The organism is Microtetraspora glauca, assembly GCF_040656155.1.
GTDB lineage: Bacteria > Actinomycetota > Actinomycetes > Streptosporangiales > Streptosporangiaceae > Microtetraspora > Microtetraspora glauca.
Genome location: NZ_JBFALK010000044.1, coordinates 1 through 25,725 on the forward strand (window position 1 = coordinate 1; position 25,725 = coordinate 25,725).

The 25,725-nt window shown below is 70.8% G+C and carries 23 protein-coding genes and 1 pseudogene; 10 read left to right on the forward strand and 14 right to left on the reverse strand.

Features of this window, described 5'->3' with window-relative positions; all coding sequences use genetic code 11:
- From AB0I59_RS41500 to AB0I59_RS41540, 9 genes are all read right to left on the reverse strand, one after another.
- Positions 1-1,861 (reverse strand): alpha/beta fold hydrolase (locus AB0I59_RS41500; RefSeq protein WP_358142451.1); only part of this gene is annotated, 1,861 nt, incomplete at its 3' end.
- Between the two features lie 26 nt (positions 1,862-1,887).
- Positions 1,888-3,072, reverse strand: coding sequence for a M20 metallopeptidase family protein (locus tag AB0I59_RS41505; RefSeq protein ID WP_358142454.1), 1,185 nt, complete (start codon positions 3,070-3,072; stop codon positions 1,888-1,890).
- Positions 3,073-3,127: 55 nt separating this feature from the next.
- Positions 3,128-3,886, reverse strand: coding sequence for a FadR/GntR family transcriptional regulator (locus AB0I59_RS41510; RefSeq protein WP_061261576.1), 759 nt, complete (start codon positions 3,884-3,886; stop codon positions 3,128-3,130).
- Positions 3,883-5,070 (reverse strand): ABC transporter ATP-binding protein, encoded by a 1,188-nt coding sequence (locus AB0I59_RS41515; protein ID WP_358142457.1) that lies wholly within the window; start codon positions 5,068-5,070, stop codon positions 3,883-3,885. The genes AB0I59_RS41510 and AB0I59_RS41515 overlap by 4 nt, the downstream gene beginning before the upstream one ends.
- A gap of 61 nt (positions 5,071-5,131) precedes the next feature.
- A complete protein-coding gene (locus AB0I59_RS41520; protein ID WP_358142460.1) occupies positions 5,132-6,097 on the reverse strand; it encodes an ABC transporter ATP-binding protein in 966 nt (321 codons plus the stop codon).
- Positions 6,094-7,050, reverse strand: coding sequence for an ABC transporter permease (locus tag AB0I59_RS41525; RefSeq protein ID WP_063819025.1), 957 nt, complete (start codon positions 7,048-7,050; stop codon positions 6,094-6,096). The genes AB0I59_RS41520 and AB0I59_RS41525 overlap by 4 nt, the downstream gene beginning before the upstream one ends.
- Positions 7,047-8,012, reverse strand: a complete 966-nt coding sequence (locus AB0I59_RS41530; RefSeq protein WP_066951012.1) for an ABC transporter permease — start codon at positions 8,010-8,012, stop codon at positions 7,047-7,049. The genes AB0I59_RS41525 and AB0I59_RS41530 overlap by 4 nt, the downstream gene beginning before the upstream one ends.
- A 4-nt stretch (positions 8,013-8,016) precedes the next feature.
- Positions 8,017-9,642: an ABC transporter substrate-binding protein gene (locus AB0I59_RS41535; protein WP_358142465.1), complete on the reverse strand. Its 1,626-nt coding sequence runs from the start codon at positions 9,640-9,642 to the stop codon at positions 8,017-8,019.
- A gap of 158 nt (positions 9,643-9,800) precedes the next feature.
- Positions 9,801-10,730: a LysR family transcriptional regulator gene (locus tag AB0I59_RS41540; RefSeq protein WP_061261581.1), complete on the reverse strand. Its 930-nt coding sequence runs from the start codon at positions 10,728-10,730 to the stop codon at positions 9,801-9,803.
- A gap of 76 nt (positions 10,731-10,806) precedes the next feature.
- Here AB0I59_RS41540 and AB0I59_RS41545 point away from each other — a divergent pair, with 76 nt between their 5' ends.
- Positions 10,807-11,931: a diaminopropionate ammonia-lyase gene (locus AB0I59_RS41545; protein WP_061261582.1), complete on the forward strand. Its 1,125-nt coding sequence runs from the start codon at positions 10,807-10,809 to the stop codon at positions 11,929-11,931.
- A 1,561-nt stretch (positions 11,932-13,492) separates the two neighbouring features.
- On the forward strand, positions 13,493-13,639 hold the full coding sequence (locus tag AB0I59_RS41550) for a hypothetical protein (RefSeq protein ID WP_358142470.1): 147 nt from the start codon (positions 13,493-13,495) through the stop codon (positions 13,637-13,639).
- A 474-nt stretch (positions 13,640-14,113) separates the two neighbouring features.
- Here the strand turns inward: AB0I59_RS41550 and AB0I59_RS42220 are convergent.
- A pseudogene (locus AB0I59_RS42220) lies at positions 14,114-15,102 on the reverse strand (transposase domain-containing protein); the annotation flags it as partial.
- A 160-nt stretch (positions 15,103-15,262) separates the two neighbouring features.
- Here AB0I59_RS42220 and AB0I59_RS41565 point away from each other — a divergent pair.
- The 3 genes from AB0I59_RS41565 to AB0I59_RS41575 all read left to right on the forward strand — a co-directional run bounded on the left by AB0I59_RS41565 (position 15,263) and on the right by AB0I59_RS41575 (position 17,533).
- The gene (locus AB0I59_RS41565; protein ID WP_358142476.1) at positions 15,263-15,571 is read left to right on the forward strand and encodes an integrase core domain-containing protein; all 309 of its coding nucleotides are present in this window, start codon (positions 15,263-15,265) and stop codon (positions 15,569-15,571) included.
- Between the two features lie 388 nt (positions 15,572-15,959).
- Positions 15,960-16,358, forward strand: a complete 399-nt coding sequence (locus AB0I59_RS41570) for a hypothetical protein (protein ID WP_358142478.1) — start codon at positions 15,960-15,962, stop codon at positions 16,356-16,358.
- The gene (locus tag AB0I59_RS41575) at positions 16,340-17,533 is read left to right on the forward strand and encodes an alpha/beta hydrolase (RefSeq protein WP_358142481.1); all 1,194 of its coding nucleotides are present in this window, start codon (positions 16,340-16,342) and stop codon (positions 17,531-17,533) included. The genes AB0I59_RS41570 and AB0I59_RS41575 overlap by 19 nt, the downstream gene beginning before the upstream one ends.
- 41 nt (positions 17,534-17,574) lie before the next feature.
- Here the strand turns inward: AB0I59_RS41575 and AB0I59_RS41580 are convergent, their stop codons facing one another.
- Together AB0I59_RS41580 and AB0I59_RS41585 are read right to left on the reverse strand one after the other, a co-directional pair.
- A complete protein-coding gene (locus tag AB0I59_RS41580; protein ID WP_061261586.1) occupies positions 17,575-18,225 on the reverse strand; it encodes a response regulator transcription factor in 651 nt (216 codons plus the stop codon).
- On the reverse strand, positions 18,210-19,457 hold the full coding sequence (locus tag AB0I59_RS41585; protein ID WP_061261593.1) for a sensor histidine kinase: 1,248 nt from the start codon (positions 19,455-19,457) through the stop codon (positions 18,210-18,212). Before AB0I59_RS41585 ends, AB0I59_RS41580 begins: the two co-directional genes overlap by 16 nt.
- A 498-nt stretch (positions 19,458-19,955) precedes the next feature.
- On the opposite strand from AB0I59_RS41585, the gene AB0I59_RS41590 reads away from it, so the two are divergent.
- The gene (locus AB0I59_RS41590; RefSeq protein WP_358142498.1) at positions 19,956-20,483 is read left to right on the forward strand and encodes an IS110 family transposase; all 528 of its coding nucleotides are present in this window, start codon (positions 19,956-19,958) and stop codon (positions 20,481-20,483) included.
- A complete protein-coding gene (locus AB0I59_RS41595; protein ID WP_358142484.1) occupies positions 20,438-20,695 on the forward strand; it encodes a hypothetical protein in 258 nt (85 codons plus the stop codon). The genes AB0I59_RS41590 and AB0I59_RS41595 overlap by 46 nt, the downstream gene beginning before the upstream one ends.
- Positions 20,696-20,733: 38 nt before the next feature.
- On the opposite strand, the gene AB0I59_RS41600 is transcribed toward AB0I59_RS41595, so the two are convergent.
- Together AB0I59_RS41600 and AB0I59_RS41605 are read right to left on the reverse strand one after the other, a co-directional pair.
- A complete protein-coding gene (locus AB0I59_RS41600; RefSeq protein ID WP_358142487.1) occupies positions 20,734-22,920 on the reverse strand; it encodes an ABC transporter permease in 2,187 nt (728 codons plus the stop codon).
- Complete coding sequence (locus AB0I59_RS41605) at positions 22,917-23,591, reverse strand: ABC transporter ATP-binding protein (RefSeq protein WP_061261594.1); 675 nt, start codon at positions 23,589-23,591, stop codon at positions 22,917-22,919. The genes AB0I59_RS41600 and AB0I59_RS41605 overlap by 4 nt, the downstream gene beginning before the upstream one ends.
- A gap of 123 nt (positions 23,592-23,714) precedes the next feature.
- Between AB0I59_RS41605 and AB0I59_RS41610 the strand changes: the two genes are divergently transcribed.
- From AB0I59_RS41610 to AB0I59_RS41620, 3 genes are all read left to right on the forward strand, one after another.
- On the forward strand, positions 23,715-24,497 hold the full coding sequence (locus AB0I59_RS41610; RefSeq protein ID WP_061261591.1) for a sensor histidine kinase: 783 nt from the start codon (positions 23,715-23,717) through the stop codon (positions 24,495-24,497).
- On the forward strand, positions 24,494-25,147 hold the full coding sequence (locus AB0I59_RS41615; RefSeq protein WP_358142490.1) for a response regulator: 654 nt from the start codon (positions 24,494-24,496) through the stop codon (positions 25,145-25,147). The genes AB0I59_RS41610 and AB0I59_RS41615 overlap by 4 nt, the downstream gene beginning before the upstream one ends.
- A 108-nt stretch (positions 25,148-25,255) precedes the next feature.
- Positions 25,256-25,423, forward strand: a complete 168-nt coding sequence (locus AB0I59_RS41620) for a serine hydrolase (RefSeq protein ID WP_358142493.1) — start codon at positions 25,256-25,258, stop codon at positions 25,421-25,423.
- Positions 25,424-25,725: the final 302 nt, after the last annotated feature.

Here is a 25,725-nt window from a genome sequence, read left to right on the forward strand (position 1 = left end):
GCCGGCCCGGCGCCACGCCGGGCCCGGAGAGCCGCAGCGTGCCGGTGAGCTGCTGACCGGCGCCGGGCGCCAGCGTCCCGGAGACACTCGCGTCGCGCACCACGCGGACCGCCGTCAGCGTGATCGCGCCGGGTGTCGCCGTGTCGGCGGCGTAACGTCCGCCGCGCAGGCCGTTGGCGGCGCCCCATGCGTGGACCACTCCGTTCTGCTGCACAAGGTCCTCGGCGGTCGCGCCGACGAGCCCGAGCGCGCGGCGTACCGCGGGCGTCGCGGCCGCGCGCGCCGGCGGGAGCTGCGCCGCCGAGACCGCGGCGCGGCCGGGCACCGGCGGCGGCGTCCCGGTGCGCAGGCATGCCTGCGGATCGGCGGTAAGCGTCTTCACGAAGCCGATCGCGAGTGCGAGGGCGCACGGATCTCCCGACGGCGTGTGGCCGGCGTTGGCGACCTCCGCGAAGATCGCGTGCGGGAACTGCGCCGCGGTGTCGCGACCGGCGCCGGTCGGCGTGTTCGCGTCGAGGTCGCCGGAGAGGACGAGCACCGGCACGTCCGGCAGCGGCCGGCCGGTGGCGATCGGGGCGCCTGCGGTCGGATCGTTCGGCCAGTCGATGCAGAGGTCGGCGCCCTCGAATCCGGCCGCCGTCCATCCCGCCGCTGAGAACGGCCCGAAGGCTGCCGGGCCGAGCGCCGACAGCGCCCGCCGGTAGTCGGCGCGGCGCACGGCCGGCGGGTCCTGGTAGCGGAACGCGCGCGGGTAGTCGTGGCACATGACGGCCGCGAAGGTGGGCGCGTTGAAGGCGGGATTCTGCGTCAGCCCGGCGACGTCGAGCATCACGAGCGAGGCGAGGCGTTTCAGCGGGTCGAGGTCCCCGGTCGCGGCGTTCGCGAGCGCGGACGGGAGCGCCGCCGACAGCGACCGCTCGCCGCGCGCGTAGACGACCGATGCGAGCGCGGCCTCGTCGAGTGTCGCCTGATAGGTACGCGAGCCGGTCGCGACGGTGAAGTGGACAGGGTGGCTGCGCAGCCGCGCGGCGACTCGCTCGAGGTCGCGCATGACGGCCTTGCCGTCGCAGGAGCGCGTGCGCGCGCAGATCAGATGAATCGCCCGTAGCCCGGCGTCGAGCCGGTCGCGCCCGAAGGTGTCGAACGCGATCGGGTAGGAGCCGCTGAGCACGACCGATTGGACGTGCTCGGAGTGGCGCGCCGCGTAGACCGTCATGAGGTACGTGCCGTAGGAGTCGCCCCAAAGGTCGAGGCGATCGAGGCCGAGGGTCTGGCGGACCGCGTCGATGTCGTCGGCGACCGCGGCCGAGCCGTAGAGCCCGGCCTCCGAGCCCAGCTCCCGCCCGCACGCGCCGATCGCGGCGACGAGCTTGGGGTGTGAGAAGCCGGCGCGCGGATCGGTCAGCGCCTTGCACGTGATCTGCTCCGACAGCCCGATGCCACGCGGGTCGACGAGGAGCAGGTCGCGGCGGTCGAGCAGTGGCGCCAGCAGGCCGGCGTAGTTCACGAAGCGCGACGCCGGGGCGCCGGGGCCGCCCGGGTTCGGCACGACCGTGCCGAGCGACGGCTGCGACTGGTCGCGCCGAGGGAGGAACGCGAACCCGACGCGCGTGGTGCCCCGGCGCGGATTCGCGCGGTCGAGCGGGACCTCGACCGTGCCGCAGCGGGCGCCCGCCGGCGCGCCGTCGTAGGTGCAGGGCTTCAGCGGCTCCAGCAGCCGCGGCGCAGCAGGGATGGGGACCTCGGCCGCGGCGGCGGGGCCGGTGCCGGCGGCGTATGTGGCCAACGTGGCGAGCGCGGCGAGCGCGGTCACGGCCAGCCGACGTGTGCGCGTACGCGCAGGGGGTATCGACAGCAACATCTCTCTCCGGTTCATCATCAGGCGGGTCAGGCGAGCAGCGCGAGCGTCGCCCGGGTGAGGGACTCGACTCCGACCGCCAGGGAGCGCTCGTCGATGTCGAAGGCCGGGTGGTGGTGCGGGACGGCGTCGGGGGAGCCCGCGCCGACGGCGTAGTAGCAGCCGGGGACCTTGTCCAGGTAGAGGGCCATGTCGTCCGAGCCGGTCGTCGGCTCGACGTCGAGGACCCGGTCTGGTCCGAATGCTCCGGCGAACGCGTCTCGGACCAGCGAGGTGACGACCGGGTCGTTGGTCAGGGGCGGGCAGCCGACGCCGCGCGAGAACGTGGAGGTCGCCCCATGGAGCTCGGCGACGTCACGGGCGGTCTGCTCGACCATCTCGCGGAGCGCGACGCGTCCTTCTGCGTCGAGTGTGCGGATCGTGCCCGCGAGCGCGACCTCGGCGGGGATGATGTTCGGGGCCGCACCGCCGTTGACCTGGGCTACGGTGACGACGGATCCGTCCGCGCGGGCCCGCCTTCCGAGATCGCGCAGTGCGAGGATCACTTCGGCGGTGATCGGCACCGGGTCGATGGCACCGTCCGGGGCGCCCGCGTGCCCGCCGGTACCCGTGATCGTGATGTGGAAGGTGTCGAGGCTCGCGAGCAGCAACCCCGGGCCGAGGCCGAGCCGGCCCGTCGGCATGAGCGAGGCCAGGTGCAGGCCGACGGCGCGGTCGATGCCCTCCATTACCCCGTCGCGGATCATCCGGCGAGCACCGTCGTCGAGTTCCTCGGCCGGTTGGAAGCACATGCGGACGCGCCCGCTCCAGTGGTCGCCGAGCGTGTGCAGGACGTGCGCGACACTCAGTGCGATCGCGGTGTGGCCGTCGTGCCCGCAGGCGTGCATGACACCGGGCACGGTCGAGCGGTACGGGCGCCCGTCGTCCACCTCCGAGATCGGCAGGGCGTCCATGTCGGCACGGACCAGCACCGTACGGCCAGGCCGTCCTGAGTCGAGGTCGGCGATCACCCCGGTGCCGCCGACACCGCGCCGGACGTCGAGCCCCAGCGCCGAGCAGCGCTCCGCGACGTACGCGCTCGTGGCGTGCTCCTCGAAGCCCAGTTCGGGGTTGGCATGCAGGTGACGGCGCATCTCGATGGTGCGTTCGGTGTGCCGGGCAACCTCGGCGAGGATCTTGGCGTTCAGGTCTTCCGAGGGCAGCAGGGTCCGCATGACAACGACCCTACCGTCCAAACATCAAAGATAAAAGACTTTGATATTAAGACAGCTACTTCGCCTTCGCGGACCGCCGGGCATCGCGGTCGCGCCCGCGCCGCATTCGCTCCACGGTGTCCTCCAGGTCGTGGAGATGGTGGTCCATCGCCGCCCGGACGACCTCGGGGTCGCGCGTGCGCAGTGCGGCGAGCGTCTCCTCGTGGAGGGTGGCCAGCGGCACCGGGTCCATCTGCGCGGTCCACGAGTTCACGAGTACGGCCTTGGCCTCCAGGATCTCGTGCTGGTAGCGCGCGAGCATGTCGCTGCGGGCGGCCCTGCCGATCAGGTAGTGGAAGAGGTTCTCGGCATACATGATGTCGTCGCGCTCTTGCGCGGCGTGCAGCATGGCTGCCGCCTCGGCCATCTGCTCGAAGTCCTTTTCGGTCGCGCGCATGGCCGCGAGCCGGGCAAGCTCCATCTCCACCGGCCTGCGCGCCTCCACCAGCTCGATCATCTCGCGTGCGCGCAGCTCGACGTCGAAGCCGACCAGCGCAGCGGGCACGTTCCCCGAACGCACCACGATCCCGCCCGTGGCACCCCGGCGTACTTCCACGACCCCGGCACGCGCCAGCACGTGCACCGCGTCGCCGACGGTCGGCCGGCTGACGCGCAGGAGCTCGGCGAGATCCGCGACGGTCGGGAGCTTGTCGCCCGGTGCGTAGTAGCCCGCCCGGATCGCATAGGTGATCTGTCCGACGACTTCCTCGAACGCTCGAGTGCCGCTGATCGGACGGAACAGCACCGCCGGCGTGGGCTCTTCGGGGATGGTCACGGCATCACCGTACCGCCGGGCAACGGTTCCGGGACCGCACCCGGACCGGCGGGCGGCGACGTCCCGGCCGTATCTGCCGGCACGTGATTCCGCCGGTCCGGCCACAGCACCGGATCCGGCGTCTCGGCCCTGCCGGCGAGATCCGGGGTCGTGGTCCGGCCGGCCGGCGCTGTGGTCGTATGGCCGGCCGGTAGCGGTCGCAGGCAGGCCGCGCTGTGCTCCGTGGGGCGTTGATCCACTGGGCCGAGGGCGGGATCGGTCGTACGGCAGCCGTCGTCGGCCAGCGGGCAGCGGGGATGGAACGCGCAGCCGTCCGGCCGCGCACCCGGGTCGGGAACATCGCCGCCGAGCACCACGCGACTCCTCCGCTCGCGTGGGTCCGGGTGCAGCACCGACGACATGAGCGCACGGGTGTACGGGTGCGCCGGCGCTTCGAGGACCGTACGGGTCGGCCCCTCCTCGACGATCCGCCCGAGGTACATGACGGCCAGCCGGTCGGCATAGTGGGCGACGGTGGCGAGGTCGTGCGTGATCAGGAGGATGCCGGTCTCGCCACTGTCGCACAGCTCGCGCAGCAGCCCGAGGACTCCCGCGCGTACGGAGACGTCGAGCATCGAGGCGGGCTCGTCGGCGATCAGGAGGCTCGGGTCGAGCACGAGGCCGGCGGCGATCGCGACACGCTGGCGCTGCCCGCCCGACAGCTCGCGCGGGCGCCGCGGCAGGAAAGTCTCGGCAGGCCGCAAACCCGCGCGTTCGAGTGCGTCCACGGCCTTGGCGCGCCGCTGCTCCGCCGAGCCGCCGAGGCGGTGGATCAGCAGTGGCTCCTCGACGATCGACGCGACCGTGCAACGTGGGTCCAATGAGCCGTAGGGGTCCTGAAGGACCATCTGCATCCGCCGCCGCCACGGCCGCATCGCGCGAGCCCCGAGGCCCTCGATCGCGGAGCCGTCGATGCGTACGGTCCCGTGTGACGGCGTCACCAGGCCGAGGATGCTCTGGGCGGTCGACGACTTGCCCGAGCCTGACTCGCCGACCAGCGCGACGAGCTCGCCCCGATCGACATGCAGTGACACGCCGTCGACCGCTCGCACCACGCGGGCCGGCCGCCGAGCCACCCGATCGGCGATCGTACGCGGAACATGGTGGTGGAGGACCAGGTCCTCGACCTCGAGAAGATGACTCATGGCTTCCTGATCAGGTGGCAGATGGCCGAGACGCAGGGGTTTCCGGCCAAGGGCTGGTGGGTCATGGGGTCCTGTCGGTCAGATGGCAGGCGGCCCGGCGGGCCGGAGCGACGGGGGTGAGGCCGGGTTCGGTGAGGGAGCAGCGGTCCTCGGCGTCGGGGCAGCGGCTGCGGAAGGCGCAGCCCGCGAGGGGGACGTCGAGGGCGGGTGGGCTGCCGCCGATGGAGCGCAGCGGACGGTCGGCGCCGAGTACGGGCGTCGCCTCGTAGAGGAGTCGCGTGTAAGGGTGGCGGGGGGCGGTGTAGAGCCCCTCGGTCGGCCCCTCCTCGACCGCGCGGCCGGCGTACATCACCATCGCCCGGTCACAGAGCTGGCCGACGAGCCCGAGGTCGTGGCTGATGAGTACGATGGCCAGCCCCAGCTCGTCCGCCAGCCGGTCGAGCAGCTCGAGGATCTGCGCCTGCACGACGACGTCCAGCGCTGTCGTCGGCTCGTCGGCGAACAGCACGCGCGGCTCGCCCGCGAGTGCCATCGCGATGCACGCACGCTGGCGCATCCCACCCGACAGCTCATGCGGATAGAAGGCCACGTTGCGGGCCGCCATCCCGACCCGCTCGAGGAGCTCACCGGCCCGCCGCAGTGCCGCCCGTCGCGATACCCGCCCGTCGCGCGGCAGGACCTCGGCGATCTGGCTGCCCACGGTCCGTACGGGATTGAGCGCGTTCAGCGCCCCCTGGAAGACGATCGAGAGGTCACCCCATCGATAGGGCGCCATCGCGGCATCGCCGCCGGTCAGCACCTCCTGCCCGTCCACACGGACCGAACCCGAGACCGACGCGGTGGCCCCCAGCAGCCCGAGCACACCGAGCACGGTCGTGGTCTTGCCGCAGCCCGACTCCCCGACCAGCGCCAGCCGGTCCCCAGGCCGCACGTCGAAGCTCACACCGCGTACGGCATGGACATCCCGCCCGCCGGGCCCGTCGAACCACACATTGAGATCACGAACCTCCAGCACCGGTCCGTTCATGACTCCTCCATCACGGTCGCGGCCGTACGCCTGCGAAGTCGCCGACCGGAATCAGACCCGCCACTGTCGTCCTCGCCGCCACCCGCCGCCGTCGCGCGCAGCCGTACCCGCCTCGGGGGCAGGTGGTCGTGCCGGAGCTGGGGGTTGGCGATCTCGGCGACGCCCTGGCCGATGACGCTGCAGGCCACGACCACGGCGGCGATGCACAGTCCCGGGGGGACGAAGGCCCACCAGGCGCCGGCGCTGAGGGCCGACCGGCTGAAGGCGTGCTCGATCATGCGGCCCCAGGAGATGCTCGTCGGATCGCCGAGGCCGAGGAAGGCCAGCGCGGCCTCGGCGAAGATCGCGGTGGCCACCGTCAGCGCGGCGTTCGCGACGACGAGCGGTGTGAGGTGCGGCAGCAGGTGGCGGGTGACGATCCGCAGATGGCTGCTGCCCAGGCCGCGGGCGCGCAGGATGTAGCCGCGCTCGCGCAGCGACATCGTCTGGGCACGTGTGAGCCGCGCCATCTGCGTCCACGACAGCAGCCCGATGACCAGGATGATGTGGCTCAGGCTTGGTCCCCAGATCGCAGCGACGACGATCATGAACGGCAGCGCCGGGACGACGAGGAAGTAGTCCGTGACGCGCATGAGGACGCTGTCCACCCAGCCCCCCGCATAACCCGCGAGAACCCCGACGGCACAGCCGATCAGAACCGCGACGAGGCTGGCCGCCGCACCGACGATCAAGACCGTACGCGCACCGCGCAGCAGCAGTGAGAGCACGTCCTGGCCCGCGTCGTCGAGCCCGAGGGGATGAGCGGAGGAGGGGCTGCCGAAGACCGGACCGACACGGCGGCCGGCCTCGCTGGTCGCCAGCAACGGCGCGAACAGCGCGACCAGCAGTGTCAGCGCGAGGACCCCCGCCGCGACGGCGATCGCGGGCTGGCGGAGGAACCGGAACTGGCTCATACGGTGATCCTGGGGTCGAGTCGCAGATATATGAGATCGGAGACGTAGTTGCAGACGACCACGACGACCGTGAGAACCAGGAACGCACCCTGCAACATCGGGTAGTCGCGCGAGGTCACCGCGCTGTAGATGGCGCGGCCGATGCCCGGCCACGAGAAGACCGTCTCGATCAGCACGACACCCCCGACGACGGAGCCGAGCGAGAGCGCGATCAGCGTCGAGATCGGCAGCATCGCGTTGCGCAGCGCATGGTGGCGCACGATGCGTAGCGTCGACAGGCCCTTGGCGCGCGCGGTCAGCACGTAGTCCTCGGCGAGGGTCTCCAGCATCGCGGTGCGCGTGAGCAGCGCGTACTGACCGAAGAGGGTGAGGCCCACCACGAGGGAGGGGAGTGTCATGTGCCAGAGCACGTCGACCGTGTGCTGCCACGGGCTCGGCTCGATCAGGAACTCGTCGACACGGCCGCCTGAGGGGAAGACACCGCCGAGGAGGAAGAGCAGCAGCAGCCCGACCCACTGCGCCGGAAGGGCGTAGACGGTCAGCGACGAGACGGTCAAGGCCCGGTCCGTCCGGGTTCCCCGCCGTACCGCGCCCAGCACACCGGTCGCGATGCCGGCGAGGATCGCCACCACCGTGCCGAGCAGGACCATCGGCAGTGTGTTGCCGAGGGCCTCGCCCAGGTTCTTGGAGACGGGCTGGCCGTTGGCGAACGACCGCCCGAGGTTGCCGTGCGCGAGCTCGCGGAGGTATGCCACGTATTGCACGCCGATCGACCGGTCGAGACCGAATTCGTGGCGCAGCGCCTGTTGCTGGGCCACGGTCGAGTTCGGCACACGGGCGAGGTTGCTCACCGCGTCGCCGGGGACGACGCGGAAGAGCAGGAAGTTGAGGCTGATCGCGCAGAAGATCGTGATCAGCGCCACCGCAGTCCGGCGGAGGACGAGGTCGAGGCCGCGGTTCATCGACTCAGCCGGAGCGCTGCACGCCGGCGAACGCGTTGGTCGAGAGGAAGTCGGTCGTGTACGGGCTGGTCACGAAGCCGTCCCACTCGGAGGCGTGTGCGTCGAGGATAGCCCTCGCGTAGAGCGGGATCCACGGCAGGTCGTCGTTGAGGATCTGCTGCATCTGGTCCACGATCGCCTTGCGCTTCGCGGGGTCGAGCTCGGTGGCCTGCCGCTGGAGCAGACCGTCGTAGGTCTTGTTGCAGTAGCCCGCGTCGTTGAGGTTGGCGAGTTGGCCGCAGCTGAGCACGCTGAGCTGCAGCGTCGGGTCGTAGAGGGACATCCAGTTGTTGAGGAAGAGATCGGTGTCGAGGTACTTGTCGTTCGGCCCGTGGACGGCGGAGACGAACGAGCTGGCATCCGACGGAGCGGCCTCGAGCTTGACACCGATGCGGCCGAGGTCGTTCCTGATGCTCTCGAACTGGCGCTCCCTCTCACCCGCGACGAAGCGCACCTTGTAGCTCATCGGGTGTCCGTTGGCGATCCGCACGCCGTCGGCGCCGCGCTTGAAGCCGAGCGCGTCGAGCTGACGGCCGGCCCCGTCGGCATCGAAGGCCGGCAGCTTGACGCCGGTCGCGGTCCAGCCGCCGCCGATACTCGGGGGCAGCAGGGTGTCGATGACGGTCCCGGTGCCCACGGTCGCGGTGGCGGTGAGCTGCGGACGGTTGATCGCCGACGCGATCGCCTTGCGCACGCGCGGGTCGAGCAGTTCGCGGTGCTCCGGCTTGGCACTGTTGGAGTTGAACCCGAGCACGAAGACGTCGGCGCTCGGCGCCTTGCTCACGCGCAGCTTGCCGTCGCCCTTGAGCTTGTCCACGACGGTCGCCGGGACGACCTTGGCCTGGTCGATCTCGTTGTTTCGCAGCGCGGAGACCATCGCGTCGCCCGAACTGTAGAGGCGGATACCGACGGCGTCGACCTTCGGCCGCTGCCCGTAGTAGTTCGCGTTGCGCTTCAGCAGGAGGAACTCGTCCTTGCGGTATTCGGAGAGGGCGAACGGACCGCCGGACACCACGGGTGCGCTATTCGCGAAGCGCCGCAGCCCGGAGCCGTCACCGGCCGCGGCGGACGCATAGACGTGCTGGGGAAGGATGGGCAGCATCGCGAACTGGGCGATGGCGGTGCTCAGCGGCGCCGCCAGCTTGATCACCAGCGTGTGGTCGTCGGGCGCGCTCGCCGACGTCACGCCGTTGAGCAGGAACGCCAGGCCGGCGGTGGACGACTTGGCGAACTTCAGCGTCGTCTGGATCGTCCACACGGCGTCCGCCGAGGTGAGCGGCTGCCCGTCGCTCCACTTGGCACCCGGGTGAAGGTGGAAGGTCATCGTCGTCCCGTCCTTCGAGGTCTCCCACGAGCTCGCGAAGTCCGGACCCACCTGCTCGCCCTTGTAGCCGACGAGGTAGGGGTAGACGTTGCGCATCACCGACAGTGGCAGCACGTACTGTGCGACGAACGGGTTCAGTGAGTCGATCGGGCTGTCGGTGATCCCGACGCGCAGTGTCTGACCACCGGACCCCGTTGACGACGCTCCACAGGCGGTCGTCCCGGCGACCGTGGCGACTGCGGCCACGATGAGCATCTTCCTCAGCATGGCGCGACCCTAGTCAGGCGCCTCCTCAAAAGTCAATGAACTTTATGTTTGACCTTAGGTGGGCTTCTCCTGATAGGAAACCGGTGCCAGGCGGAGTGATCTCCTGGGCCGGCACGACGCCGCCGTCCGGGGGCGGGTAGGGGATGGCCCGGCTGCGCTCACGCCCGCGAAGACGAGTCGGTGAAGTCGGCGCGGCGGGCGACCGCCTGCAGGAGTGCCTGCCGACATGCCCGGACGGCGAGGTGCCGGGCGCCACCTCTACGTACGGCGGTGAACAGTCGGCGTGCCTGCCGCCCGGGAGGGAGCGACCACAGAGCGACGCTGGGCCGGAGGCCTCGCCATACGAGGTCCGGGAGCAGCGCGGCGGCGTGCCCTTGCTCCACCAGCCGCAGGTGAAAAAGCAGGTCCGTGGATTCGAAGCGCACATCGGGTTCGAATCCCGCGTCGCGGCACAGGGTCATCGCCCATTGGCGAGCGACCGTATCTTCGGGCTCCATGACCCATGGGTGATCGGCCAGCGCGCGCAGCGCCTCCTGCGGCTCGGCCGCATCGACACCTTTCGGCTGGGCCAGGCGCAGGGGATCGTCGCACAGGTCCTCCCGCTCCAGCTCGGGGTGCCGCGGATTGGGGTGGCCCGGGTACTCCTCCGCGATGACCAGATCGAAATCGTGGGCAAGCAGGGCCGGCAGCGCCTCCTTCGGCTCCATCTGGGTGACATGGACGCGCAGGTGGGGATGGGTGTCGCGGAGGAACGTCAGTGCGTCCGGGACCAGGGCCAGCGCCGCGGTCTGGAAAGAGGCGACGCGCAGGGTGCCGGTGAGGTCGATCATGGAGTTGGCGACGTCGGCTTCGGCCTGTTCGAGTCGTTCCAGTATGGCTTCGGTGTGGGTGACGAGGATCTCGGCCTGCGGCGTCAACCGCACCCGCCTGCCTACGCGCTCGAGGAGGGGAACGCCGACCTCCACCTCCAGCAACGAAAGCTGCTGAGAGACCGAAGAGGGGCTGTAGGAGAGAGCGGCGGCGACCGCGGCGAGCGTTCCGCGGTGCTTGAGCTCGCGCAGGAGGCGAAGCCGGTGCAGATCAAACATTCGTTGGCTTTTCTAATGAATATTGCTCGAAAACATTCGCTGGACCAGCGATATGGGCGGACGGCACCGTGCTGGTGTGAATCCGAGCATTTCTGCCACCGCTTCCGCCGTCCCGCCGATTCCCACGTGGTTCGCGCGACCTGCAGCCCGGGCCTGGAGCTGCCCGCCCGCCCCGGCCGAGGTGGGGGAATTCCACTCCGGACTGCCGGACTACGCACCCACCCCGCTGACCGAGCTTCCCGCCCTGGCCGAGGATCTCGGCGTCGGCCGGGTGTTCGTCAAGGACGAGTCCTCCCGCCTCGGGCTGCCCGCCTTCAAAGCCCTGGGTGCGTCGTGGGCGATCCACCGGGCGTTGTCTCAGCGGGCGAGTGACGGGCCGGTGCGGCTCGTCACCGCCACCGACGGCAACCATGGTCGCGCCGTGGCTCGCATGGCGCGCCTACTCGGACACCGCGCCCACGTCCTCGTTCCGCAGGGCGTGCATCCGGCAGCCGTGGCCGCCATCACCGCCGAGGGCGCGGAGGTCACCTCTGTCGCCGGGACCTACGACGAGGCGGTCCGCCAGGCAGCCGACGCCTCCCGTGAGCCCGGTTCCATCCTGGTCCAGGACACCGCCTGGCCCGGCTACGAACAGATCCCCGGCTGGATCGTCGAAGGCTACTCGACGCTGTTCGCCGAAGTCGACGCACAGCTGTACGCCGCGGGCGTCGGATCACCCGGTCTGGTCTCCGTTCCTGTAGGGGTGGGTTCGCTCGCCCAGGCTGCGGTCACCCACTACCGCAGCCGGGCGGCGGGTGCCGCCACGGCTGTGATGGCGGTGGAGCCGGACAGCGCGGCCTGTGCCCTGGCCAGCCTCACCCGGCGGGAGTCTGTGACCGTGGCGACCGGGACCACGATCATGGCCGGGCTGAACTGCGGCGCCCTCTCCAGCCTGGCCTGGCCGTACCTGCGCGACGGGCTGGACGCCGCGGTCGCCGTCACCGACACCGACAGTGCTGGCGCGGCCCGCGACCTTGCCGCCTTCGGCGTATCGTCCGGCGCCTGCGGTGCGGCCACGCTGGCCGGCGTCCGTGCCGCGCTGACCGGCGGCGGCAGCACCGGCCGCCGCGCCGCCTTGGCCGCCGGGCGCGCCACGACCGTCGTGCTGCTGAGTACCGAGGGCGCCGCCGCCAACCCGCATGGCCTGGACTCCGGCGAGTAGGGCGGCGTCGGCAGTCCAGGCCATGCAACGAGAGAGGCCCCTGACCACGGTCAGAGGCCTCTCCTATTTCGACGAGGAGGTCAGCCCCGGAGCCGCCCGCACTCGGCGAAATCGATGAACGGTGAGGCTCCACAGCACCGGCTGCCGAAGGAATCGCCTGACTGTCGGAGTCTCATCGTGTTCCCGCTCCCGGGACGCCTCAGAGACCCGGGACCTCGGGAGTGTCTCCCAACTGGGGAGTCACCTGGGGAGTCTCTTCCATGGGCTTGACGTCCTGATGTACTTCCAGCAAGCAGTACTGAAGCTGGGTGGCGGCGAAGTAGGCGCCACCGACCGCGTAGTTGACGTTGTACCAGTAGTCGCACTGCGCCCTTGTCGTAGCGCTTGCCGGGGTAGCGGACAGCAGAAGCAGCGGGCCCGCCACAGCGGTGACTGCGGCGGCCGTGGCCAATCGGCGAACTCTCATGAGGTGTTCCCTTTTCCGGAGGGCTGGGTGTCATTTATATGACACGGCCTCATGATTGGCCCTGCCTGACGATCTTGACCATCCGCCATCAGTACACCTTTCCTCCTTCCCCAGAAGGAGGAACGACGGCCAGAAGGAGGGGAAGGGCTCCTGGCCAGCCCTCTCCTCTATCAGGAGCCATGGGCCTGGGGCGGGCGTGCGTACGACACCGGCAGCCACACCTCCCAGAGAACGCGCCCGTCCTTCCCATCGACGACCGGCCGGGCGCACCCGCACATACAGTCGATGCCGTCGCGTTCCGGCACGGGCGGCCAGAACTTGAAGGGATCCCGTCCGGCTGCGGCGCCTTCCGGTCCTCGGGCCAGTGCTCGATGGGGAACTCGTGCTCGCGGTTCGGCAGGAGCAGCTTCGGCACGACGCACGGTGTTCTCGCGCTGTGCGTCAGGATGCCCTCGGCCGGCGCCCGAACCTCCTTGTTCACGCTGATCCGGCCGAACAGACTTCGGTTGCCGGACGGGCCCTTCAGAAGGCGGTGACGACCGTCTGGCTGGTGGGGGGTAGTTCGCGGTGCAGCTACTCACGCTCGTCCTTACGCCGCTCCTGCTCGATCCTGGCCACCTCGGCCGCTTCGTCGGCCGACTTCTGCGCCGCGACGGCGGACTTTCTGGCGTACACGAGGGCGACTACGGCCACGACGGCGCTGACCGCGGCGACGACGATGCCGCCGATCGCGATCCAATTGTCGGCGCCGGGGCCGGTCGCTTCGGAGATGGCCGCAGGTAGGGGGCGTTCATGGTGGGCACCGCACCGGCCGTCGTGGCCGCGAGGGGTCCCGGTGGTAGTCGCGGAAGATCCAACGGATATCGCCGGCCAACGTCGACGTGAAGCACACGGGCAAGGTCAGTGGCATCCTCCACCCGGCCGGTCGCCGTCGTCCCTTAGGCCGCAGACGATCCTCCTCCGGGAGGAGCCCGGATCGCAGTCACTGGCCGACAATCGACAGTGCGGCATCGGAGATCATCGGGGCATCCGGTGGCCGCGACAGACGCAGGATCCGCAGCTCGCGTACATCGCGACCCCACCGCAGGAGTCCATGTGACCCGTCTCCGTCCCGCATTCACCATCGCGCTGTTGGCCGCGGCCTTCGTGGGGGCACTGTCCCTCCCGGCCCAGGCGGCCGAACCCTGCACCACCGGCCCGAACGGTCCCGCGTGCCATTCGCCCGGCTGGGGAACCAAGTAAAGGGTCCCGGTAGTACTGGCTGTGAATCCAACAAAGCTGGGCGGCGGGCACCTACAACGCGTGCGTCGAGATGTCCTGACCTCACCAGTAGGCGCGCGGAAAGGCAGACTCACCCCCTGTGGTGGGGCTGCCTTTTCGTGGTCGGGGCTCGCCCGGCGTTGGAACAGGCCTGGTTTCTGAGCCGGGCGTAGGCCGCGGGCGGCAAAGGAACACCAGCTCAACATCGTTGTCGGCAGCCTAGGCGCGGACCTGGGGATGTTTGTGGGGCGAGTAGTTGTCGGCGATCACGTACAGCTTCTCGCCAGGCCAGCGCACGCGGAGCGTCTTGAGGAAGGACAACACCTCCCGCCAGCGCTTGCGCTTGCGGATCCGGTAGTACAGCCGGCCGGTGGCCAGATCGAGCGCGGCGATCATCTGCATGACGCCGTTGTAGCGGTTGTAGGTGGCCCGTGGCCGCTTGACGAATCCCATAGGGACACCCCCCAGCAGGGTGTGCCGTAACGCGAGGTAGGCCGATTCGATCTCCCACCGCTCGTGGTAGAGCCGGATCAGGGCCGCAGCGCTGTCGCGGCGGGGATCGAGCAAGGTCGTGGCCAGCCGATAGCGGCTGGCGATCTTCGTGCCGTCGGCGCAGGTCACGGTGATGTCGGCATCGATGATCCGCACTACCACCTCGCCGATCCGGGAAAGGAACGAGCCATCGCACAGCCGGGCGGCCAGCGGCGGGCGGCGGGTGCTCTTGAGCCGGACCAGGAACTGCGCGCCGCGCCCGGCCACGGCAGCCAGCAGGTCGTTGCCGTCGAAGGCGCGATCGGCCAGTACCAGCATGTCTGGGCCGAGCAGGGCGCACAGCCGGCGCGCGTATCGGCTCTCACCGGGGGTGGTCGGCCCGAACGTTGCGCCGATCAGGCCGCGTGTGCGGTCTCCACCAGCGTCATGAGCATTACCGTCGGATAGTCCGCCCAGCCCAGCCGATACCTGATCTTCGCCAGCCAGGAACGGTTCCGCTCGGCATCGGACACCTTGATGGAGCTGCGGCCGTCGAAGGCGACGGTGCGCCAGCGCCGATAGCGCGTCCCTGGTGTGCCCGACTGCGCCAACGGCCCGGCCACGATGTCGAACAACGCTCGCAGCGGTGCCGCACCCACCCAGCGCCGCAGATCCCGCAGCGCTTTCTCCGACGGGCGCGGCACCGCCAGGCCCTCCAACGCGGCGACCAGTTTGCCCCATACGCCCAGGTAGCCCAGTTCTGGGAACAGGCCCAGGGCCAGCACGAAGTAGACCCCGACCCTGGAGGGCAGGTTCCGTAACCGCCGCTGGGTCTTTCCGGTGTCTTCCAGTACCGCGTCGACCAGCTCGAACGGCAGGTGCTGGGTCAGTTCTCCCAGGTGGCCGGGGGCGAAGACGCCGTCGGCGACCATGAGAGTGCGGGTGAGCGTGATCGTGGCAGAATCAGTAGGCAACGGGACCTCGGGTTCGGGTGGATCTTGGTCGATCACCTGATGTATCAGAGGTCCCGTTCTTCTTTTGCCTGGGCCCTGCCGAACTCACGAACCGCTTGCCACGCGCCCGAGATCCTTAACTACGTGGCCTTGTGGCAAGTTCTCCCGGGTCCTTGACGAGGTGTTCACCGGCAGCGGCATAAGGATCATCAAGATCCCACCCCGCTCACCGCGTGCGAATTCCTACGCGGAAAGGTTCGTGGGCACGCTACGCCGTGAGTGCCTCGATCGACTGCTGATCTTTGGAGAGCGGCACCTGCGCACTGTCCTGGCCGCGTATGAGCAGCACTATAACGATCATCGTCCTCATCAGGCTCTGGACAAGAAGCCGCCGGTGAATGAAGTCGGCCGGGTGATCGACCTGACCACTCCGATCCAGCGCCGACAGGCTGTCGGAGGGTTGATAAACGAGTACCGGAGAGCGGTCTAGGGATCTTGTGAAACACCAGGTTGCAGCCGGTGTGCGAGTTCAGGTACGGCACAGGTAGGACGGCCACCTGCTCGCCGTGCACAACGACATGCGCGAACAAGTCCGCCAGGCCGAAGGACGCGAAGCCGAGACCGTGGGCGCCGCCAGTCGCGGAAACGACGCCGGCAAGAAGGTCAGGGCGCAAACGGCACGTCCCTCTTCGTACACCAGGGACGGGCCGAGCTCCTCTCGTAGTAGTGCTGTGTCTACCTCGGGACACCCGGGAACACCACCCCGCGTGCGGCTGGCTACGCCATCGTGCCGACGAGGGGACGTCCATACGGTTGATCCGGATCAACCGCCGGGACTTGCGGCCCGGCACCGACATCATCCGGAGAGGACAACTTCCGTGCGTGAACGAATGATCGCCGTGGCCGTCGCCGTGGGCACGGCTCTGACGGTCGGGATACCGGCCACCGGCCCGGCGTCGGCGGGCGTCGCCAGCCGGGCCGGGACCAGCGGGACCGACGGGACCGCCCGGTTCTACCGGCAACCGATCAGCTGGCACGGCTGCCGGTCGGGGCCGGACGACGAAACCGGCGGAGCGCTGGACGCGGCCGGCGCGCGGTGTGCCACGGTCACCGTCCCGCTGGACTACGGCCGGCCGGACGGGCGGACCATCACCGTGGCGATATCGCGGATCAAGGCCACCGATCCCGGCCGCCGCCGCGGCGCCGCGGCGCCCTGCTCATCAATCCCGGCGGTCCCGGCGCCGTCGGACTGGACCAGGTGCTTCTCAAGGGGATGATGCCGGCCGTCGCGGAGCGCTACGACCTGATCGGGATGGACCCGCGCTTCGTGGGCCGCAGCACGCCGATCCGTTGCCGGTGGACGACCGACAGCTTCACGCGGTCGGCCGGTCCGAACCGCCGCACCTTCGACGAGAGCGCGGCCCTCATGAAGACGCTGGCGGCCGGATGCGCCCAAGGCGATCGCGACCTGCTGCCGCACGCCTCCACCCGCAACACCGCCCGCGACATGGACGTGATCCGCGCGGCCCTCGGCGAGCCGAGGCTGTCCTACCTCGGGTACTCGTACGGCACCTACCTCGGCGCCGTCTACCTGCAGATGTTCGGGGCGCGGGCGGACCGGGTCGTGCTGGACAGCGCGGCCGACCCCGACGTCTACGGCCCCAACCTGATCTCGCGGAACGCCCCGGCCCTCGCCGCCGCGCTGAAGCACTGGGCCGGCTGGGCCGCCGATCACGACAGCAAGTACGGCCTGGGCAACACGACGGCCGCAGTCCTGTCCACTGTGGAGCGGATCGACCGCGCCGCCGCCCGGCGTCCCCTGCGGGTCGGCGCGTACGGGGTCGACGCCCACCTCGTCCCGTACCTGCTGTTCGTCCGCCTCTACGACGACAGCGCGACGGCGTACGCCGGCCTCGCGGCGGAGACGCGGGCGCTGGCCGACGCCGCCCGCGGGGCCTCGGTCGTTCCTCCGCCGTCGCTGGAGCAGCTCCTCACCGGCCTGTTCACCGGCGCGGGCGCGGCCGAGGACCGGGCGGGAACCCCGATCATCTGCGCCGACCGCGCCGTCTCCCGCGACCCGGCAACCTACTTCCGCGACATCCAGGCGCACCGGGCCCGCGAACCGCTGTTCGGGCCGATGACCCGCAACATCACCCCGTGCGCGTTCTGGCCGACCACGCCGACGGAACCGGTCACCGAGATCCGCAACCACGTCCCGGCGCTGATCGTCGGCGCCGACGGCGACCCCGTTACTCCCTATCCGGGCCAGCGGGCCATGCACCGCGCGCTGGCCGGCTCGCGCATGATCACGCTCACCGGCGCCTTCCGCCATGGCGCCTACCTCGCGGCTGGCAACGCCTGCGTCAACGCCGCCGTCGACCGCTACCTGGTCGACGGCGCCCTGCCCGGCACCGACATCGTCTGCGACACCTCCGGCGACGCCGGCGAGTGACGGCGCCGCGCGCCGCTGCCCCGGGCGACCGGGGCGGCGGCTCAGCGCCGCAGGTAGGTGAGGACGGCCAGCACCCGGCGGTGGCCGTCCTCGGCCGGAAAGTCCAGCTTCATGAAGATGTTGCCGATGTGCTTGGCGACCGCGGCGTCGCTGATGCCGAGGACGCGGGCGATCGACGGGTTGGAGCGGCCCTCGGCCATCTGCCCGAGCACCTCCCGCTCCCGTGGAGTGAGCCGGTCGAGTGGATCGGTGACCCGCTGCCGCGCCAGCAGCTGCCGGACCACGTCGGGGTCGATGACGGTCTCACCGGCCGCGACCCGGGTCACCGCGTCGGCGAAGTCGGAGATCTCCCCGACCCGGTCCTTGAGCAGATATCCGACACCGGCCCGGCTGGCGGGTATGAGAAGTTCCGCGGCGTAGGCGGTCGCGGCGTACTGCGAAAGCACCAGCACCGCCGTGCCCGGATCGGCGGTCCGCAGCTCCACCGCCGCGTGCAAACCCTCATTGGTGTAGCCCGGCGGCATCCGCACATCGGTGATGACGAGGTCCGGATGGTGCGTACGGACGGCGGCCATCAGGGCATCGGCGTCGCCGACGGCCGCGACGACGGTGTGGCCGAACCGCTCCAGCAGCCCGGCCAGGCCGGCGCGCATCAGCGTGGCGTCTTCGGCGAGCACTATTCGCAATGACATGGCAGTTCGATCCGCACGGTAGTTGGTCCCCTTTCCGGGCTGTCGATCACCAGGGTGCCATCCAGTACGGCGACCCGGTCGGCCAGGCCGCGCAGGCCGCTGCCCCGGGCCGGGTCGGCGCCGCCCCGGCCGTCGTCCCCGATAGCCACGCGCAGGCGTCCGCCCGCGAACCCGCCGCTGACCGTGATCCGGCCGGCCCCGGCGTGCCTGACCGTGTTGGTCATCGCCTCGGAGACGACGAAGTACGCGGTGGACTCGACGGCGACGGGCAGGCGCCGGTCCAGGGCGAGATCCAGCTCGACCGGGACCGGGCAGCGTTCGGCGAGCTCTCCGACGGCGGCCGCCAGCCCAAGGTCGGTCAGGACCTGGGGGTGGATGCCGCGGATCAGCTCGCGGATCGCCGTCAGCGCCTGCCTGGCCTGCCGGCGGGCGTCGCGGGCGAGCTCGGCCATCCGCTGGTCCTGCCCGCCGAGCTCGGCTTCCATCAGGCCGAGATTCATGTTCAGCAGTACCAGGTGCTGCTGAGCGCCGTCGTGCAGGTCCCGCTCGATGCGGCGACGCTCGGCCTCGAACGCGTCGACCAGCCGCATCCGCGACGTCGAGAGCTCCTCCACCCGCAGGTTCAACTCGGCCTGTGTCGGGCCGAGCAGCCAGCGGGCGAACGCCGCCTGACCCGCGGCGAGGAGGCACAGCGCGTAGACGGTGACGATCGTGACGGGCAGAGCGATCGCGGCGGCGAGCCATGCCTCGCCCATCGTGTCGACGACCGATCCGCCCAGCTGGATGTTCACCCAGTTCGTGATCCCTGCCGCGACGCGCAGCGGAAGTGCCAGCAGGGTGACGCAGACGAACAGGACGAAGAGGCCGACGAGGTCGATGGCGAACAGGACGGACAGCAGGCAGACCGTGTAGCCCAGCTCCCGCCACGTCGCGCTCTCCACCAGCCGCCGACGCAACCAAGCGCCCACGCCGCCGGGCGCGGCGGCGTGCGGGCTTCGCATCGGAGCCCGTTCGAACAGGCCGAGGCGGCGCCGCTCCAACGCCCCGATCGGCACCCCCGCGAGAACAAGCGTCGGCGGGAACGCCGCCAGCGGCAGCATCGCCAGCCATGCCGCCGGGGCGAGCACGACCGTACCGAGCAGATAGGCCAGACAGCGCCACGGCCACCGGGACAGCAAGAACCTGAACGGGTTGCCGGCCACCGCCCGCCATACCGAACCACTGTGCGTCATCCGGACCACCCTACGAGCGGCAGGCTCCCAGCGAACGGGCCCCCGGTGGAGTGCGGGTGGTAGACCTGGCGATACCGCGGCCATGCCGGGGACACCTGAAGCACGTCACCATCTCCGATCCGCTGTCCGACCTGCCCGCCCTAGCCGAGGTGCTGGAGCGGAGCACACGCTGGCCGCCTGGTCGCGGCCCGAGGCATGGGAGGGGACCAGCCCCGCCATGGGCCTGCCGATGACCGCGCTGGCCCACATGTACCTCGTCGATATGGTCGTGCACGGCTGGGACCTGGCCAGAGCCACCGGTCAGGAGTACGAGCCGGGGGGTTGCCCGTCGGGTGGCCCGGAGGACCTATCGCGATGGCTCGCCCCATGTCTGGGGCTTGAGTTGTCAGCTTGGAGCTACACCACTCGAGGGGACATCACCCGATAGCTCGGCGGCAGGCTCAGGCCCAGCCGCTCCTCAAGCCGGCTGACTTCTGACTCGCTGGCCGGGGGTCGCACCTGGAGGCCGGGCACCCGGTCGTCCCCGTCTCCCCGAACGCCATCAAGGCATGGCGTGACGGAGAAGTGCTGTCGGGCGCGAAGTCCGATGCCCGGGACGCTGCTGTCATGGCCGAATACCTGCGGCTGCGCCAGCACCGGCTGCGCATCGCCGTGCCGTACTCCGACGACACCAAGGCGCTGCGGACCGTCGTGCGCACCCGCACCGACCTCGTCGACATGCGCGTAGCCGCGACCAACCAGCTCACCGCGCTGCTGGAGGCCTACTGGCCCGGCGCCAAGGCCGTCTTCGCCGACGTGGAATCGCCGATCAGCCTGGACTTCCTGACCCGCTACCCCACCCCGGCCAGCGCCCGCCACCTGGGCCAGAAGCGAATGGCCGCGTTCTTGGTCAAGCGCGGCTACTCCGGCCGCCGATCGGCCGCGGTGCTGCTGGAGCGGCTGCGCGCGGCCCCGGCTGGAGCGACGGCAAACACCGGGCCGTGCACTTCCGCTGGGCCTGCAACAAACGCTTCCGCGCCGCGCTGACCACCTTCGCCGACAACAGCCGGCACGCCAGCCCTTGGGCCGCGCACATCTACACCCAGGCCCGCAAGGCAGGCAAAGACCACCCCCACGCCGTCCGCGTGCTGGCCCGCGCCTGGATCCGCGTGATTTGGCGCTGCTGGCTCGACGGCGTCCCCTACGACCCCGCCAAGCACGGCGCCGCAGCAGCGCTCAACGAGCTCGTTGCCGCCTGAGGTTGACACAGGGAGTGTCATGCCAGGACCCTAACGGCTCACTCCGCGCGCAGGACGGTGGCGGTCCCCGCCCTGGCCGCCCACCCGGCGGGCACGAGCGCCCCGAGCGTGGCCGTCAGGAGCAGGACGCCGACCACCGCGGCGAGCGTCCTGGCGTCGTAGATGTCCATGATCGTGGCCGGATAACTGGTCCTTCCCGCTTCGGAGGCGAACGCGATGAACGCCCGGAATAGCCCGATCCCCGCCGGCAGCCCCAGCAGACCGCCGAACAGCGCCAGCCCGGCGACCGACGTGACGACCATGGCCACGACCTGCCGCGGCTCCATCCCGACTGACTTGAGTACGCCCAGCTCGCGCCGCCGTTCGCGGGTGTTGAGCACGACGACGTTGAACACGCCGAGCGCCGTCACCAGCACCAGCACCAGCGCGAAGGCGGGGACGACGGTCCTCACGTCGCTCTCGGCGGGTCGCGGGATCGCGCGCGCCTGCCAGCCCCCGGCCCGCACCGCGGCCAGATAGGCGCTCACGTCGGAGCCCGGCGCCAGCCCGATCTCGTAGGCGTAGGGCCGCCGCCCGCCGTTGCGGTGGAGGAAGGTCTGCCCGCTGACGTAGACGGTCTGCTCGGTCTTGGTGATCGCCAGCTCGCCGACGATGCGCAGCTCGGCCGTACGACCTTGGAGCTGTACGGCGAGCGTGTCGCCGACGCGCTTGCCGGTCAGGCGCAGCAGCGGCCCGGGGACCACCACCTCGTCCTCGCCTCGAAACCAGCGGCCGTTCGCCAGCGGATACCCGGCGGTGACCATGTCCCCGCTCCAGCCGATCAGGATCCCCGACTGGGCCAGGCCCTCAATCCGGGCATCGGCCGCCCGCATCGCGGTGAGCGTGCGGACACCGGGCAGCGCGCGCAGCCGCGCCGAGATGTCCCGGGGGACCGGGTTGCCGTCGACGCTCACCTGGACGGCCGCACTGCGGTCCTGCAGCCTCTCCACCGCGTCGGTGCTCAGGTAGAGGCCGCCGACGAACGTGAGCGCGCTCGCCCCCACCACGAGCACCGCCAGCGTCAGCGCCGTCCTGGCCGGGCGGGTGAACAGCTGGCCGAGACCCAGCCCCAGCGGGATCGGCAGCCGCGAACCGGCCAGCCGCCGCTGGGCCGTACGACTCCGGCCGGGGCCGGAGCCCGCGCTCAGTTGTATGGCCCGGACGGCGCCCAGCCGGCCGGCGCGCAGCGCGGGCAGCAGCGCGGTGACGGCGACGAGGGCCAGGACACCCGCGTAGGTGGCCAGCGCGGCCAGGTACTCGACCTCCACACCGACGGGCAGCCCGATCATGCTCGCGTAGTCGCCCAGAATGGGCAGGGAGAGCACGTTGCCGACGGCCGTACCGGCGAGGGCGCCGGCCGCCGACGGCACCATGATCATGATCAGATGGACGGCGACGACCTGCACCGGGGTGAACCCCAGCGACTTCATGACGCCGATGGCGCGCAGGCCGGAGATGACGGCACCGCTGACCGTGATCACGATGATCAGCACCGAGATGGCCAGACCGAGACCGCCGAACGTCACCAGCAGCGGCACCGTCGAGGACAGCCGGCTCTCGAAGGCGTACCGAAGCGTCTGGTACGAGCCGGTCGAGATCAGGCCCTCCCGCGGCAGGGCGGAGGCATCGGCGAAGCGGTACAGCAGCTGGTCACCCGCCGGGTGCGGCAGCGCGCGGGCCTGGGCGGGGGTCGTCCACGCGTCGGCCGAGGCCGACATGGACACTGCGACGCCGACGACGGTCAGCGCGGGCTCGCCGGACAGCGTCGCGAACCTGGCGCCGACCGGGCTGGAGGCGGGATCCCAGCGGTCCCGGCTGATCACGACCTCGCCCGCTGCCCGCGGCCACCGGCCCCGAACCACGGCCACCCGGTCCACCGCGCCGCCCGGATCGGCGCGGCCGACGACCCGCCAGGACGCGCCGTCGGTGTCCCTGACCGTCGCCACCGGGAACGGCCCGGCGGTCCCCTCCACGTGTCCCGGCGCCGAACCGACGGCGTACAGCGCCGTCACCTGGGCGCCGCGCTGCTGTTCGAAGGCCCGGTCAAAGGGCGCGTTCGTGCCGGACAGCAGCGCCAGGCAGAGCGCGATCACGCCCGAGGACAGCGTGACCACCACGCCGACGATCACGCTCTGCAGGCGGCGCCTGCGCACCGCCGCCAGGCCGGCGATCCAGACCGCCCTCACGCCGCCTCCATCTCAGCGATCCGGCCGTCGGCGAAGTGAACGACGCGGGTGGCGCAGCGTTCGGCCAACCGGTGGTCGTGGGTGACGAGCATCAGGGTCTGGCCGATCTGGTTGAGGTCCAGCAGCAGGTCCATGACCTGCTCGCCGGAGCGGCTGTCCAGCGCCCCGGTCGGCTCGTCGGCCAGCAGCAGCGCGGGCCGGTTCATCAGCGCGCGGGCAACCCCGACGCGCTGGCGCTGCCCGCCGCTGAGCGTGGCGGGGTAGGCGTCGCGCCGGTCGGCGATGCCCAGCTCCTCCAGGAGTTCGAGCGCTCGCGTCCTGGCCTGGCGCCGCGGGGTGCCGACGAGCCTGGCCGACAGGGCGACGTTCTCCAGCACGGGCAGGTCGTCCAGCAGGTTGAAGAACTGGAACACCATCCCGATCCGCCGCCTGCGGTAGCGCGCCAGCGCTCCCTCGCTCATCCGCGTCAACTCCTCCCCCTGGACGGTCACCAGCCCCGAGGAGGGCCGGTCCAGCCCGGCGATCATGTTGAGCAGCGTCGACTTCCCGCTGCCTGACGGGCCCATGATCGCCACCGCCTCGCCCGCCCCGATCGACAGCGTGACCCCCGCCAGCGCCACCGTCTCGCCGTACTCCTTGCGCACGGCCTCCACCTGCACCACTGCATTCATGCAGGCGACCGTACGACCGGCGGCCGCCGTCTGTCGTCGGGCGGGGGACGTACCTCCGTGGATGTACGGCGGGCCCATCCCCGGGCGGATGGCCGCGACGACCCGTTCTGCCACCATGGGGAGGTGGCGTTCACCCTGCTCGGCTGGCTCGTCGCGGTGTGCGCCGCGGCCGTGGCGATCCATGCCCGGCGCTCGCGCACCCGCGACCTGGCCGAGCGCAACCGGCTCATGCAGGCCGAGCGCGACAGCGCCACCAGGCTGGCCGTCGAACAGGAGCGGGCCAGGATCGCCCGCGAACTGCACGACGTGGTCAGCCACAACGTCAGCGTCATGATCATCCAGACGGGCGCGGCCCGGCGGAGCGTCCACGAGCTGCCGGAGGAGGCGATCGAGGCGTTGCGGGCGGCCGAGACCAGCGGCAGGGAGGCGATGAACGAGCTGCGCCACCTGCTCGGCCTGCTGGCGCCCGCCGAACCGCACGAGGACCTGGTCCCTCAGCCCGGCCTGTCACGGCTGGGGACACTGGTGGACAAGATCGCCTTTGCCGGTATGCCCGTCGAGATGTCGATCGAGGGCCAGCCGCGCCCGCTGCCCGCCGGGGTGGACCTGACCGCCTACCGGATCGTGCAGGAGGCGCTGACGAACGCGCTCAAGCACGCGCCCGGCGGGCGGGCCGAGGTGTTCGTGCGCTACACCGAGCGGCTGCTGCGCGTGGAGGTGGTCAACACCGGGCCGAGCGTGCTCACCGGCACGCCCGCCCCCGCTTCGGGGAACGGCGCCGGTCGCGGCCTCGTCGGCCTGCGCGAGCGGGTGGCCGTCCTCGGCGGCGACCTCGACGCCCGCAGGCGGCTCGGCGGCGGCTACCGCGTGCGGGCCAAGATCCCCCTCGGGGAGCCGGCGGCATGATCCGGGTACTGATCGTAGATGACCAGGCCCTGGTCAGGACGGGCTTACGGCTGATACTCAAGACCGGCGACGTCGAGGTGGCAGGCGAGGCCTCAGACGGCGCGCAGGCGATCGAGCTGGTGGCGGAGCTGCGGCCCGACGTCGTCCTCATGGACATCCGCATGCCCGAACTGGACGGCCTGGAGGCCACCCGCCGCATCATGGCCCTCGACCATGTGCCCCGAGTGATCATCCTGACCACCTTCGACCTCGACAGGTACGTCTACGAGGCACTCCAGGCGGGCGCCAGCGGCTTCCTGCTCAAGGACGCCAGCCCCGAGCAGCTGCTCGCCTCGATCCGCCTGGTCATGACGGGCGACGCGCTGCTCGCGCCGGCGATCACCCGACGGCTCGTGGAACGCTTCGCCTGGCCCACCGCAGCCCCGGCGCCGGGGCGGCTGAGGGAGCTGACGCCGCGGGAGGTCGAGGTGCTGCGGCTGATGGGGCGCGGGCTGTCCAACGCCGAGATCGCCGCGGAGTTCCGGCTCAGCGAGGCGACGGTGAAGACGCACGTCACGCGCATCTTCACCAAGCTCCATCTGCGCGACCGGGCTCAGGCGGTGGTGCTGGCCTACGAGAGCGAGCTGGTCCGCCCCGGCGGGCAGCCGTAGGCTCATCGCTCGGTAGGGTGGCGGACATCGCGGTCGTCCAGCGGCATGGCAGGCTGGGCGTCGCCTTCAATAACGTCGGCACCTGCGTCCTCGGCAAGGTCGCCGACCTTGACGGTCGTACGACATGTCCTGTCGCACCAGGCGGGCGTGGTGGCACTGGACCAGCTGGTACCCACCGAGACCTTCTACGACTGGGACCGGATATGCGCGCTTCTTGCCGCGCAGGAGCCGTCGTGGGAGCCGGGCACCGCGCACGGCGAGTCGGCGTTGTTTTAGGGGTACCTGGTCCGGCGCACCGACGGGCGGACGCTCGGCCGCTTTCTCGCTGAGGAGGTCTGCGGCCCGCACGAGCTGGACTTCCGCATCGGCCTCGGCCCCGCTGAACAGGCACGGGCGATCGAGCTGACCGGCTTGACCTCGGCCTACCGGGCTGCCGCGCTGGCCCGCGACGGGTCCTACAACTTCATCGGCAACGCGCTGCCTGTTCTGGCGGTCCGCGACGCGAGCGGCTGGCACCTCGATCCGTACAGCAACAACGGCGAGTCCTTCTACGCGCTCACCAGTGACTACTCCGTCAC